Origin of the sequence: Streptomyces sp. Alt3, from assembly GCF_030719215.1 — a bacterium.
GTDB classification, from domain to species: Bacteria; Actinomycetota; Actinomycetes; order Streptomycetales; family Streptomycetaceae; genus Streptomyces; species Streptomyces glycanivorans.
This window is the reverse complement of the sequence record NZ_CP120983.1, coordinates 1,129,722-1,143,133: the sequence shown is the minus strand read 5'-3', so window position 1 is coordinate 1,143,133 and position 13,412 is coordinate 1,129,722. Positions and strand designations below refer to the sequence as shown.

Here is a 13,412-nt window from a genome sequence, read left to right as displayed (position 1 = left end):
GCGGGAACGGCCTCCCGGCCGCGAACTGCCCCCGACCCGGCGCACAGTCGACCGAGCACCGGCCCGGGCCCGGGCACCTGGCGCGTCTTCTGCCGGGCGCCGTCACTTCCGCGTGGACAGGCGCGATCCCACGGTCCGCAGCAGCTCCTGCTCACGCGGCGGGATCGTCCCGTCAGGGCGAGGTCCGACATTGAGGAGCAGGTTGCTGCCGGCCGACCAGGCGCGCCGAATCGTGTCGAGCAGTTGGTCGGCCGTCTTGTAGGCGTCGTCCGTGGGCACGTAGCCCCAGGTCCTGTTCATGGTCAGGCAGGTCTCCTTGGGGCCGTCGAGAACGGTGCCGGTGTTGAAGCCGGCGGTGTTCTCGCCCGGGAGGTCGTTCTCGAACCCCTGCACGTCCTCCCCGGGCGGAAGGGGTACGGACTTCCGGTTGTTGAGGACCACGGCGTCGGGCTGGAGGCGGTGGACCATGTCGTAGAGCTCCGGGTAGCCGTACGACCCCCCAGGGGCGAACCAGTCGGCGTGCTCCCCTGACCAGGCGGAGTGGGGCCACTCCCCGTCGAACCAGACCTGGCCCAGTTCGCCGTACTGGGTGCACAGTTCCCGTACCTGGCCGTGCAGGAAACCGACGTAGTCCTCCCAGGCGAGCTTCGACCTCTCGCGGAAGCGGAAGGCCGGGTGGTGCCAGTCGATCAGTGACACATAGGCCCCGAGCTTCACCTCCCTTCCGGAGCATGCCTCGGCCAGCTCACCGAACGCGTCGCGACCGAAGGGCGTGTTGGTGGACCTGAATCCGGAGAGCGCGGTGTCGTACATCGAGAAGCCGTCGTGATGGCGGGTCGTCACCGTCATGTAGCGCTGCCCCGCGGCCTCCGCCAGATCGACCCACTCCCGCGCGTCGAATCGCTCCGCCTCGAAGCGGTCGGCCAGGCGCTCGTACTCCGCGAGCGGGGTGCGCGCCTCGAACATGTTCCACTCGCCTCTGCCGTGGAGGGCGTACAGCCCCCAGTGGACGAACATGCCGAACCGGGCTCTGCGGTACCGGTCGAGGCCTGCGGGTGATACCTGTCGCGCTGTCATCTTCCTGCCTTCGCGTCGCGTGCTTCGTTCCGTACATCGTGCGGCGCCCGGGCGGGTGGGGCCGGGCCGGGGGTCAGCCGGCCGGGACCAGGCTCACCTGGACGGGGCGCCCGTCGACCGTGGTGAACTCCACGCGGGTGGTGTTCCCGTGGCGCGCCGCGCGGCACGGCTGCCCACTGTCCGCGGGACGCCACCGGCCGTCGAGCACGACCGTCAGGCGGTGCTCGGCACTGGGGTCGGCCTGCCAGCTCCGCGAGTACGACGTGTAGGCGCCGGTGTAGGTGCCACCGCGGTACTGTTCGCGGTCCTTGCCCTCGTAGAGGCGCAGGTCGGGATCGCAGACGGACAGCACCCGGCCGCCCTCCCCGTCCGCCCTGGTGAGGACGAGGCAGGGGGTGTCCACCTCGCGTACCGGGCCCGCCTGGAGGCGGCGGGTGGGCTCGAACACGGCGTAGCCGGTGATCCCGGTCGCGCGGTCCGACACCACGTGGGCCACGGAGTCCGCGCGCAGTACCCGGTAGGCGGCGGTGTCGGGGCTCGCCATGGCGTGGCTGAAGGAGGCCATGGAGTCGGCGTCGGACTCCACGAGCATGGCGTACTCGTAGGCCGCTCCCCGGGGCGCCCTGCCGTGGCCTATCCAGGCCGTGGCGAAGTCCCCGCTCGTCGGCAGGTCGGTCGCCTGGTCGCGGGACTCCTGGGCGGCGCGGCGGACCCCGACGCGCTGGCCGGCGGGCACGTGGTAGCCGGTCCCCGAACCGTCGAGCAGCCAGCACGCGGAGGCGAGCCGCAGGTCGGGGCGTTCGTAGGGGAACGTCGTGACGGGGGCGGCGTCCACGTACGTGGGGGCGGTACGGTCGCTCAGCGCGCCCTGGAACAGCGTGGTCTCCGTCTCGTGGGCCCGGTCGGAGTTCTCGATGCCCGTGCCGACGGCGATGATCCGGTCGTCGAACAGGAACACCGACTTCAGGGCCCGGTGCGAGGCGTCGTACTTGGGGTGTTCGCGCAGCCGCATGGCGAACATGCCGTGACGACCGTCGATGGTGTGACCGCCGGCGAACGCGGAGTCGGTGAGGAGCATCTCCTCGATCGTGCCGGTGAGGTCGGCCTTCAGCCGGTCCAGGGGCACGTTGATGGCGGTCGTACCCGGCCAGCGGGCCCAGTCCCAGCCGTTCTGGCTGAATCCGCTGGCGGCGTTGGTCACCGGGTTGCCGCGCCCCAGGACCTGGATCTGACCGTAGGTGGAGTAGCGGCCGTACCAGTTGGAGCCCTCGTAGATCTCGGTGGACCAGTGGTACCGGTTGTGGCCCCGCACCGCGACGAGCCAGTCCTGCCGCCGGTGGAGGGACAGGGCGGCGTAGTTGGCGGCCCACGTGCCGTGGGGAGCGGTCTCGGCGGTGATGCCGCGGGCGGTGAGCCGCTGGGCGATCGCCCGTAGCGCGGTGGACGGCTGCGCGGGCAGCAGCCGCAGGAAGGCGGCCCCGAGCTCCGGGTCGACGTCGGACGACCCGTCGGGCGTGCCGGAGATCGCGGCCCACTGGTACGGGGTGATGGACAGTGCGGTGACACCCGTGGGATGGCGTCCGCTGAGGGGGAGCGGCCAGTTGAAGGTGTTGGCGTACGCCCGCATGGTGAGCAGGGTCTTCTTGTACGCGGCGTGCGCCGTCCCGGAGATCCCGAAGACACCGCCGCTCAGTACGTACACGATCGGGGCCAGGCCCGTGAACCCGTCCCGGGAGTAGTCCGGGTAGAAGCCGATGTGGTGGAAGGACGTGCCGTCCGGCTTGAGGCCGTCCTGGATCCCGCTGCTGGGGGTCAGCGCCCGGTCGAGCCAGGTACGCAGGGCGTGCAGGTGGGCGACCTGTTCGGCCTCGGTGTCCATGAGCAGGACGGACGCCAGCATGCCCCGGACGGTCGTGTTGAAGACGTCCATGATGCCGCCGTACGCCTGGCGGTCCTGCCAGTCACGGAAGACGCGGCCGAGTCCCGTGAACCACGTGACGTCTGCGCGGACCGCCTCCAGCAGACCGTGCTCCCGGAGTACGTCCCGCATCAGGTACACCGAGTCGTACAGCCCGCGCGCGTCGTACCCGAGGTGGTGGATCGTGCCCTGCGAGCTGCCGCAGGCCCAGCCCTGGTCCCGCAGGTGCGCGATCATGCGGACGTACAGGCCCGCGAGTGCGGGGCGTTCGGCGGCGCCCGCGCGTCCGTGGGCCAGCGCGACCGACTTCAGCAGGTCGGTACAGGCGCGCAGGGTCACCGCGTTCACGAACGTCTTCAGGTCGGCGGCGATCTCCGGAGGGTAGGCCTGGTGCTGGTACGAGACGACGGGGCGACCCAGGCCCGTCGAGCCCGGGGCAGGCACCCCCATGGCCTCGACCTGGGCGGTGAGGTCCGCCACCTGCTTCGGTGTCGTCGCCGACTGGCCGGCCGGCAGCAGATATTCGTCGCGGTAGCGGGTCACCAGCGCCCGCAGTGCCGCCAGTTCCGTGTCCGACGGCTGCGGAGTTCGCGGTCGGTTGCGGGTCAGCAGCTCGTCGAACCGGTAGAGCGCCTGCCAGTGCGCGTTGTCCCACTCATCACTCTCCAGGGCCACGAAGGGGACCTGGGCGTCACGGACCGGTTGGTCCGGGCGCATGGCCACGTTCAGTACGAGCTGGTCGACGTGGAGGACGCCGGCGCGCGCGGGTGCCACCAGACGCAACGTGTCCATGCCGGGATGCGGGCTGCCCTTCATGTCGTAGCCGTACCGCACCCACGCGGTGCGCCAGCCCGTGAAGTCGAGTCCGAAGTCGAACCACGCGTCGGTCCGGCCGCCCCGGCCGAACTCGAAGCGCAGCACGTCGTCCACGGGGGACGCGTTGTGGACCCAGACCGAGAACGTGTCGACCAGTCCCTGCCACGCCTGGTCGGCGCCCGGCAGGCGACCGGGCACATAGGGGTCGGGGGTGAAGTGGAGGGGCGCCTCCACGGTCACCGTGGACCGTGCGGAGTGCTCCCAGCGCAGCGAGTGGTGCCCGCACATCGCCGCCCGGTCGCTGATGCCCAGTGTCGAACCGCGGCCTGCCCTCACCTGCGCCGGAACCTCCGTCTCGAAGAGGAAGGCGGGCGGGCTCAGGGCGAGCGCGCGCTGCTCCAGGTCCGTCGCCGGCGCCTGCTCCACCGTCCTCGCGGCAGCCGCCGCGGAAGCGGGAGCTCCGGCGAGGTTCAGGCTCAGGGAACTCACGGCCAGGGCGGTGCCTGCTTGCAGGGCCGTGCGACGGGTCAACGGGCGGGGAGTTTCGGGCATGACGGCGTCCTCCTTCGGCGCAGCGCGTTGACGCACGCTGGACGGGCAGCGCCCGGTGGGTGGGTGGCACACACCCAATGCCTTCCGCACCGTATGAATCAAGGAGTATTCCGCTGTCGACGGACCGCTGTTCCACGGCCGGAACGGCCGGTGCCGTGGGATGCCCGATGAATGGTCCGTTTGGTCCGCATAGAGGGCTGATGGTTTCGTCATGTCGGCACCGCATTACGCATTGATTCCTTCTCCCACGGCGCCGTACTGTCCTCGACCACTGTCACCGGCATCACCGGTGCGTGGAGAGACAGAGGTGTTGCACGTGCGTGGAACAGGAAGACCACGGACTTTCACCGCGGCCGTCGTCACCGCCTGCGTGCTGGGCTCGGCGTTGCAGGCCGGCAGCGCGGGGGCCGTGGCCGGTTGCGCTCAGGAGAGCGGACACTGGGCACCGACCGGTTACGTGAGTGCCGCTGCCTACGGCGCGCGAGGCGACGGGGTGACGGACGACGCGGCCGCCGTGCAGTGCGCCGTGAACAGTGGCAGCGACGTGTGGTTCCCGACGGGTACGTACGAGCTCGGTGCGTCCGTCAGCCTGCCGACGGCGCTGAAACTGACGGGCGAATCCGACAGCCCCACGCCGACCGTGATCCGCGGCACGGTCCCCGGTCTCGTCCTCGGCGAGACCGCCGCCGCGACGAACACCACCCGGACCGGGACCATCACCCTCCAGGATCTGTTCTTCGACAGCATCCAGGTCGGGGTGAACGGGACGAGGACCAGCGCCGTCCTGGAACGCAACGTGTTCAGCGACGCGAGGGGCCACATCAGCCAGCTCAACAGCCCCGCGAACCAGCAGCTCGTTCTCAACCGCGTCATCGGTACCAACAGGGTGACGGATTCGGTCTTCCTGCACGGCGACCGGAGCACCGACGCGGTCGCGATGAGCCTGTACCGGACCACCGGCCTGTCCATCCAGCGCAACGTGATCGGACTCGAGCTGAGCGAGAGCGGCCGGCTGGAGGACTGGCCGGGTCACGCCAACTGGACCGAGCGGTCGTCCGACGGGACGGTGAACCCGTCACCCGCCCGGGTGTCCCTGCCGGCGAAGCTCGCCGCCCTGCGTACCGCACTCGCTCTCGGCGATTCCCAGGGGCACTACCGCAGCGGCCTGTACACGGGGTTCGACTCCCTTCTGAACGTCGACTCCAACATCTTCGACGCGGATCCCGCGACTCCCTCCCTCAGGGACCACGCCGCCTATCTCAAGGGCGTCAGCGGCCGGTTCACCCGCAACTGGATCCGCGGATGGCCGAACGCCGCGGAAGGGGGCGTGAAGGTCCGCAACTCCGACGGCCCGCTGACGGTGGGTGCCAACCGTCTCGTCGACACCCCGGTCCTGCTGTACGTGTACAGCGATCCGACCTACCCCCTGACCCTCCGGGACGTCGACGTCTGCGCCAACGTCCTGGAGGTCGCCACGCATGACGACCCGGCACACGCGGGCATCACCTACTACGAGAACGTCCGGCCCGCCGGCCTCAGCGGGATCCGGGTCCACCGCAACACCTTCGCCGATCCGACGCACACGACCGGCGTCACCGCCGGACAGCTCGCGCCCGCGGTGCTGAGCCAGACGGAGGCGGACGCGATCACGGTGTACGCGTCCAACTCCTACCAGGACACCGGAGGGACCGTACCCGTCACCGTGCCCGCGGGGATCACGCTCGCCCCTGTCGCCGGCGCCCCCGCCAGCGACGCCTGCGGCGGCCTGACAGCACCCTCCTACGCGGCTCGGGCCTACGGGGGGTGACGGCGGGCCGGCGCCCATGGGGGCGTGGCGGCCGATCCGCCGGGGACGAGGTCACTCCACCGGGACGGTCACGCGCGTCCCCGAGGCGCAGGAGGCGTAGACGCCCTCGACCGCCTGGATCACCTGGCGGCCGTAGGACCCGGGCACAGCCGGTTCCTCCTGCCCGCGCACGGCCGCCACGAAGGCCGCCAACTGGTCCCGGAAGGCGTCCGCCACGTCGTCGGGGGACTCCTTCGCCAGCTGGACCGGGCCCGAACCGTCGTCCGGGTACAGGACCGCGCCGCTTCCGCGTGCGACGCGCAGGGTGCCACGTTCCCCGATGACGGTCAGTTCGTCGCGCGGGGGCAGGAGGGCGCTGGTGACGGTGATCTGGCCGACGAGGCCGCCCGCCAGCTCCAGCCGGGCCACGACGTCGGTCTCCACACCGATGTCCCCCCGGTGCGCGGCGTCCGCGTGGGCCGCGACCACCCGGCGGCCGGTGAGCCACATCAGACGGTCCACGCAGTGCGTACCGATGTTGATGAACACACCGCCGCCGGAGACTGCCGGGTCGAAGAACCAGGACGGGCGGCTGCCGCGCCGGTAGTCCGTGCTGCGCCAGTCGGTGACCGCCAGCGGGGCTCCGAGCACACCGGCGTCCAGAGCGGCCTTCGCGGCTGTCATCGGTGGCAGGTAGTGCTGGATGTGCCCGACGAAGAGCACCGTGCCGGCGTCGAGACAGGCCCGCTCCATCAGGGCGCAGTCCTCGCTGCCGGTGGCCATCGGCTTCTCGACGAGGACGTGCAGGCCGGCCGCCGCGCAGGCGGTGACGATGTGGGTGTGCAGGGCGTGCGGGGTGTTGATGACGACGGCGTCGACCAGTCCGGACCCGATCAGGTCGCGGTGATCGGTGAAGGAAGTGGCGTCCAGGCTCCCCGCCACGTCCCGCGCGGTGTCGGCGTCGATGTCGCAGACCGCGCTCACGCTCACCCCGGGGACGGCGGCCGCGGCCTGGGAGTGCAGCAGGCCGACGGCGCCCGCGCCGATCAGTCCGAGCCGTACGTCAGTCATGAGGATGTCTCCTTGAGGAGGGGAGGGTGGGCCGAGCGTCCCGCCGCGGCTCCGCAGGACTGCCGGATGATGATGTCGGGACGCAGCAGGAGGCGGCGGCGTGGCAGGGACGGGTCGGACAGCCGTTCCAGGAGTGCCTGGGCGGCGGCCCGGCCCAGCTGGTGCTTGGGGGGCGCGACGGCGGTCAGCGGCACGTCGGCCAGGTCGGCCATCTCGTCGTCGTACGAGACGAGTGCGAGATCGCCGGGCAGGCGCAGCCCGGCTCGCTGGGCGGCGTTCTCCAGGAGAATGGCCTGACGGTCACCGAAGCACACGGCCGCGGTGGCCCCGGCGGCCCGGAGGGTCTCCAGGCACCGGTCGGCCGTCGCGGGGCTCCATTCCTCCATCGGGGCCCGGAACTCGACGTGGTCGACACCGCACTCGGCCGCGGCCTCGCCGAAACCCGTGGCGACCGGCCCCGACGTCGGACTCGGGGACCGTAGGACCAGCCCCAGGACCTGGTGCCCGAGGGAGTGGAGATGGCGGACGGCGTCGTAGGCGCCGGCCTCGTGGTGGGAACAGACGTACTCGTTCGCGTCGCCCAGGGAGGTGTCACGGCGCTCGATCAGGATGGCCGGTACGGGAAGGGCCGCGAGGCGGGCGAGGTACTGGTCGGCGGGCTCCGGGCCGGTCAGGGTGGGAACCGCCAGCAGACCGTCGACACCCGCGTCGAGCATGTCCTGGAGGTCCTTGTTCTCCCGCTCCTGGTCGTAACCGGAACAGGCCAGCAGCAACCGCGCGCCTGCCGCGGACAGCGTCTCCTCGATGCCTTGCAGAACGCGTGGGTAGTAGAACACGGTGTCCGGAACCATGACCCCGACCAGGGCCCGGTCGGAGACGGCTGCCCGGGGTGGCAGGGCGAAGGTCCCCGCACCCTGCCGGCGTACGACGAGCCCCTCCGACACCAGCTCGTCCACCGCGCGGCGCACGGTGCTCACCGACGTGCCGCTGCTGACGGCCAGTTCCTTCTCCGTCGGCAGTTTGCCGCCCACCGGCCAGGTGCCCAGAAGCAGATCCTGGCGGAGCCGGGACGCCAGCTGTCGGAATTTCAGGTCGCGTGCCTCTGGCTGCACTGATCCCCCCATGTTCGGTCTCGTCCTCCGCGGAACAGTCCTCGGCTCACTTCACCGAGCCGAGGGTCATCCCCTCGATGATCCTCCGGCCGAGCCAGATGTAGCAGGCCAGGACGGGCAGGACGACGATGGTGACACCGGCGAACAGGCCGCCCCAGTCCGCCCCGTTGAACTGCATCTGCTGCAGGAAGCCGAGCAGCGCGAGGGAGAGCGTCTGGTTCTGGGTGTTCTGGATGAAGATGAGGGCGAAGACCGTCTCCCCCCAGTGCTGGATGATGTTGAGGATCAGCACCGTGACCATTCCGCCCCTGGCGAGGGGGAGCATGACCTGCCAGAACGTCCGGAAGGGCGAGGCGCCGTCGAGTGCCGCCGCCTCCTCCAGTTCGACGGGCAGGGTGGACATGAAGCCGGTGAGGAAGAAGACGGCGAACGGCAGGGAGGTGGCCACGTACACCACGACCAGGCCGAAGAGGCTGTCCACCAGGAACAGCTTGTTCATGACGACGAACAGCGGAAGCATCACCACCTGCGCGGGTATGCCCAGGCCCAGGGCGAAGAACAGGGTGAAGCCGCCGTTGAACCGGGTGGTGATGCGACTGAGCGCGTAGGCGGCCGGTGCCGCGAGGATGAGCGTGACGACCGCCGTGCCGCCGACCACGACCACCGTGTTGAACGCCGCCTGCCCGAACAGGCCCGTGGTCCAGGCACGGGCGTAGTTGTCCCACTGGGCGGCGTGGGGCAGTTGCCACGGGGTGCTGAAGATCTCGTCGGCGTTCTTGAGCGACGACAGGAGCAGCCAGACACCGGTCAGGACGTTGAAGGCGGCGAAGAGCCACACCACGACGACCCCGGCGGAACGGGCGGCGAGGAGACGGCGGATGTGCCGGACGGGAGAACCGGACGACCGGCTGGGCGTGCTGATGGCCATGACGGGGTGACCTCCGGGGCGGGACGGCGAGGGGGCTTCAGTACTGCACGGCTTCGCGGCGCATGACCCTGCGGATGAGGACGACGAGCACACCGACGAGGACGAGCATGACCACGGCGCTGGCCGCCGCCGAGCCGTAGCGGGGTACGCCGCCGGAGGCGAACGCCTCCCCGTAGGTGTAGAGCGCCGTGTTCCACACACCCGTGTCGGGCATCTGCCCGGCCGCTCCGGCGAAGGCGTAGATGAACTCGAACACCTTCACGGCGGTGATGGTCCACAGCACCGCGCACACCCCGACCACGTCCCACATGAGCGGCAGCGTCACGAAGCGGAACTTCTGGAAGGCGTTGGCGCCGGCCAGATCACAGTCCTCGTAGAGCTCCCGCGGAATCTGGTCGACGGCCGCCATGAGGATGGTCGTGTAGAAGCCCGTGGACGTCCACACCAGGCCCGCCATGATCACCGGGAAGAGGTTTTCCTGGCCCAGCCAGTTCGGGGGGTGTTCCAGGCCGACAGCCGTGACGGCCGTGTTGACGAGTCCGTCGTGCTGGAAGAGGAAGCCCCAGAGGATCGCCAGGATGACGCCGGGCACGATGTTGGGGAAGAACAGGATCGACCGGGCGGCCTTTCGTCCCTTCATGTCGCGCAGCAGCATGGTCAGCCCGAACGACACGGCGAACGTGGCGCCGCCCACGCCCAGGATGATCCAGAGGGTGTTCGCGAAGGAGGTGCGGAAGACCGGGTCCACGAACAGCCGGTGGTAGTTGTCCAGGCCCACGAAGGTCATGGGTCCCGCGCCCGCCCACTCGTTGAGGCTGAGCCAGAACGTGTAGAGGGACGGGCCGGCGAAGAAGACGAGGTAGACGAGGACGGCCGGCAGCAGCAGGGGCCAGAAGAGCCTGCGACGGCGTGCCAGGAAGGGACTGTGGCGGGCGCCGGTACTCACCCGGGTGGCCCGTCGCCGCTCGGTCGTGCCGACGACCGCGGGCGCCGCCATCAGGCCGACTTCCAGTAGGTGGCGGAGTCGCCCGCGAGCTTCTCGGCGAAGGAGCGTGAGCTGAGACGACCGGTGAGGAACTTCGTGTTGAGCGGCAGGAAGACCTTGGTGTACCAGTCGGCCGCCGTCTCCTTGACCCCGTCCAGACTCTTGACCACCTTCCGTGTCTCCAGCGCCTTCTGTCCGTCGGCGAGCTCCGGCGGGGCCGCGATGTCGCTGCGCGGGGTGATGTTCCTCGCCTGCGTGGAGATGCCTTCGAGGTGCTTCCTGGCGAGGAAGTAGGAGATGAACTTCTGTGCGGCCGCGCTGTTGCGGGCCTTCTTGGGGATCGAGAAGCCGATCAGGTAGATGTCCTGGGAGGTGTCCCCCGACGGGCCGAAGGCGGGGAAGGGGAACGAGCGGTAGGCGAAGGAGTCGCCGGCGAACTCGGCTGTCTCACTGGGGGCGAAGGTGCCCAGCAGGAGGAAGTCGGACTTCCCCTTGGCCCACTTCTGCTGGACGGTCGGCCACTTGGAGGCGTCGTAACCGTTGGTGAAGTAGCCGCCCTTGACCAGCTTCTCGACATGTTCGAGGGCCTCGACGAACGCGTCCGTCCTGAACGACGCACCCGTGCGGTCCGCCACGGCCTTGCCGAAGGCCCCGTCACCGAGCCCTCGCGCGACCGCGTAGTAGGTCCAGTACGCCCCGTAGTCGGGGACGTCGGCGTCCAGGGCGAGCGGTCCGTCACCCAGCGCCTTCTTGCGTGCGTCGAGCAGCTCGACGAACTCGTCCCAGGTGGCCGGTGGTTCGGCGGCCACGTCGGGCAGGGCGGAGCCGTCGAACCAGAGCTGACTGAGAATCACCTCGTACGGCATCTGCCAGAGCACACCGCCGGTGGTGTTCAGGTCCAGGTACTTGGCTGGTATCACATCGGCCACCGTGCCGCTCTCGCCCGGCACCGCGGCCTTGAGCACGGGGGTCAGGTCGAGGGCCTGACCGGTCATGTGGAGCTGGGCGTAAGCGGAGCGGTCGGGAGAGTCCACCAGATCCGCCGGGACGTTCGAGGTGTTCAGCGTGGGTGCCAGCTGCTGGATGACCTGGCGGCCCTTCCACTGGACGTGGACCGTGACACCGGTGTCCTTCGTGAACTGGTCGATGGCCGCCTGCAGAACCTTCGCCTGGGGCTCGTTCTGCTTCCACATCGACCAGTAGGTGAACGACTTGCCGTCCCCCTGCGCGGCGGCACCCGCACCGCAGGCCGAGGCCGTGAGGCCCACCGCGGCCGCGAGGGTGGCGGCCAGGAGGGTGCGGCGGGAGAGGTGCGGAGAACGCGCAGCGGCAGGACCGCGGTAGCCGGCGTCGGGCATGGAGCACTCCTCAGGACGGGGGAGGGAGGCGAGGGTGGGGTGGGGAACCTGACCACATGATTCAGACGTGAGAATGGGCGAGTCAACGACTCATCATGCGAATGAATGCCCAATGAATCGCATTCTGGTGCCTGTTCGTGGAAACCGAGGGTCTGAGGTCTGAGGATTCATGGCACATTCATGCGTGATGATGGTTGACATGTCGGGGCGCGGACGAGCACGATTCCGCCATTCCCTGACCGACCGTTCCCGCACCCCGTGCCGGTCGCGGTCCGCCCACCCCCCGGAGGCTGAGGACGTCCATGGCCAGCCGCGATCCCGCCCGCCCGAACGTGCTGCTCGTGCTCTCCGACGACCAGGGGGCCTGGGCGCTCGGCTGCGCCGGCAACCACGAGATACGCACCCCACGCCTCGACGCCCTGGCCGCGAGCGGCGTCAACTTCAGCCGCTTCTTCTGCACGTCACCCGTCTGCTCACCCGCACGGGCCTCGCTGTTCACCGGGGAGCTGCCCTCGCAGCACGGTGTGCACGACTGGTTGTCCTACCACCACGCCGGCAGGACGGGGCTGGACTTCCTGGACGGACGCCTGCTCTTCACCGACCTCCTGGCCCACGCGGGGTACCGGCTCGGGCTCAGCGGCAAGTGGCATCTGGGAGCCAACGACCGGCCCCGGCCCGGATTCGTCCACTGGTACGCGCACGAGAGCGGCGGCGGCCCCTACCACGACGCTCCGATGTACCGGGACGGCCGGCGCGCGCCGGAGCCCGACTACCTGACGGACGCTCTGGCCGAGGACGCCGGGCGCTTCCTGGAACGCGAGTCGGACCGACCGGAGCCCTTCCACCTCTCGCTCCACTTCACCGCACCCCATAAACCGTGGAAGGGGCAGCACCCCCGTGAGTACACCGACCTGTACGAGGACTGCGCCTTCGAGACGTGCCCGCAAGGCGCACCTCACCCCTGGCAGCCGCTGGACGAGAACGGCGCCCCGGTCGGCGGGGAGAGCGATACCCGGCAGGCCCTGATCGGATACTTCGCCGCCGTCACGGCCATGGACGCCGCGATCGGCCGCGTACTCGACCGCCTGGACGCCCTGGGACTCACGGAGTCGACCCTCGTGCTCTTCACCAGCGACAACGGGTTCAACGCCGGACACCACGGAGTCTGGGGCAAGGGCAACGGCACCTTCCCGCAGAACATGTACGACAGTTCTGTGCTGGTGCCGTTCCTCATGTCCCAGCCGGGCAGGATCGCGGGAGGCCGGACGTGCGACGCCCTGCTGTCCCACTACGACGTACTGCCCACACTCGTCGAGCACCTCGGCCTCGGCCACGAGCCGGACCCGCATCTGCCCGGGAACTCCTTCGCCGGGCTCCTCGACGGCGGGAGCGACGCGTCCGCGGCCCGGGACCGGGTGGTCGTCTACGACGAGTACGGACCCGTCCGTATGATCCGCACCCCCGGCTGGAAGTACGTCCACCGGTACCCGCACGGCCCGCACGAGCTGTACGACATGGACCGGGACCCGGGGGAGAGGGAGAACCTCGTCACCGACCCCGCCTGCGCCTCTGTACGCCGTGAGTTGGCCGGCCGCCTGGACGCGTGGTTCGCCACCTACGTGGACCCCGCCGTCGACGGGGCCCGCCTGCCGGTGGCGGGTACCGGTCAGCGCACGCCGACGGCCCCCGGCACCCTGGGCACCGCCTTCGAACCTCCGCCGGCCTGCGCGAAGCCGGTGACACCGCCTGGTGGGTGACCGCCCCGGGCCTGTGCTGCCGCGTTCACGGACGACCCGTCAGGGCTGAGTC

At 70.1% G+C, this 13,412-nt stretch carries 9 protein-coding genes; 2 read left to right on the top strand and 7 right to left on the bottom strand.

The window, feature by feature from the left end:
- Positions 1-102 precede the first annotated feature (102 nt).
- Complete coding sequence (locus P8A20_RS05100) at positions 103-1,077, bottom strand: alpha-L-fucosidase (protein ID WP_147960178.1); 975 nt, start codon at positions 1,075-1,077, stop codon at positions 103-105.
- Positions 1,078-1,150: 73 nt separating this feature from the next.
- Positions 1,151-4,363 carry a chondroitinase family polysaccharide lyase gene (locus P8A20_RS05095; protein WP_306102959.1) on the bottom strand — a complete coding sequence of 1,071 codons (3,213 nt, stop codon included), beginning with the start codon at positions 4,361-4,363 and terminating at the stop codon, positions 1,151-1,153.
- Between the two features lie 316 nt (positions 4,364-4,679).
- On the opposite strand from P8A20_RS05095, the gene P8A20_RS05090 reads away from it, so the two are divergent.
- Positions 4,680-6,170: a glycosyl hydrolase family 28-related protein gene (locus tag P8A20_RS05090; RefSeq protein ID WP_306102958.1), complete on the top strand. Its 1,491-nt coding sequence runs from the start codon at positions 4,680-4,682 to the stop codon at positions 6,168-6,170.
- A 51-nt stretch (positions 6,171-6,221) separates the two neighbouring features.
- Here the strand turns inward: P8A20_RS05090 and P8A20_RS05085 are convergent, their stop codons facing one another.
- The 5 genes from P8A20_RS05085 to P8A20_RS05065 are packed head-to-tail and all read right to left on the bottom strand — an operon-like array spanning position 6,222 to position 11,603.
- Positions 6,222-7,220: a Gfo/Idh/MocA family protein gene (locus P8A20_RS05085; protein ID WP_306102957.1), complete on the bottom strand. Its 999-nt coding sequence runs from the start codon at positions 7,218-7,220 to the stop codon at positions 6,222-6,224.
- Positions 7,217-8,344: a LacI family DNA-binding transcriptional regulator gene (locus P8A20_RS05080; RefSeq protein ID WP_306102956.1), complete on the bottom strand. Its 1,128-nt coding sequence runs from the start codon at positions 8,342-8,344 to the stop codon at positions 7,217-7,219. Before P8A20_RS05080 ends, P8A20_RS05085 begins: the two co-directional genes overlap by 4 nt.
- Before the next feature lie 34 nt (positions 8,345-8,378).
- On the bottom strand, positions 8,379-9,260 hold the full coding sequence (locus tag P8A20_RS05075; RefSeq protein WP_306102955.1) for a carbohydrate ABC transporter permease: 882 nt from the start codon (positions 9,258-9,260) through the stop codon (positions 8,379-8,381).
- A 37-nt stretch (positions 9,261-9,297) separates the two neighbouring features.
- Positions 9,298-10,257: a carbohydrate ABC transporter permease gene (locus P8A20_RS05070; protein WP_147964423.1), complete on the bottom strand. Its 960-nt coding sequence runs from the start codon at positions 10,255-10,257 to the stop codon at positions 9,298-9,300.
- Positions 10,257-11,603 carry an ABC transporter substrate-binding protein gene (locus P8A20_RS05065; RefSeq protein WP_306102954.1) on the bottom strand — a complete coding sequence of 449 codons (1,347 nt, stop codon included), beginning with the start codon at positions 11,601-11,603 and terminating at the stop codon, positions 10,257-10,259. The genes P8A20_RS05070 and P8A20_RS05065 overlap by 1 nt, the downstream gene beginning before the upstream one ends.
- 302 nt (positions 11,604-11,905) lie before the next feature.
- Here P8A20_RS05065 and P8A20_RS05060 point away from each other — a divergent pair, with 302 nt between their 5' ends.
- Positions 11,906-13,360 (top strand): sulfatase family protein, encoded by a 1,455-nt coding sequence (locus tag P8A20_RS05060; RefSeq protein WP_306102953.1) that lies wholly within the window; start codon positions 11,906-11,908, stop codon positions 13,358-13,360.
- Positions 13,361-13,412: the final 52 nt, after the last annotated feature.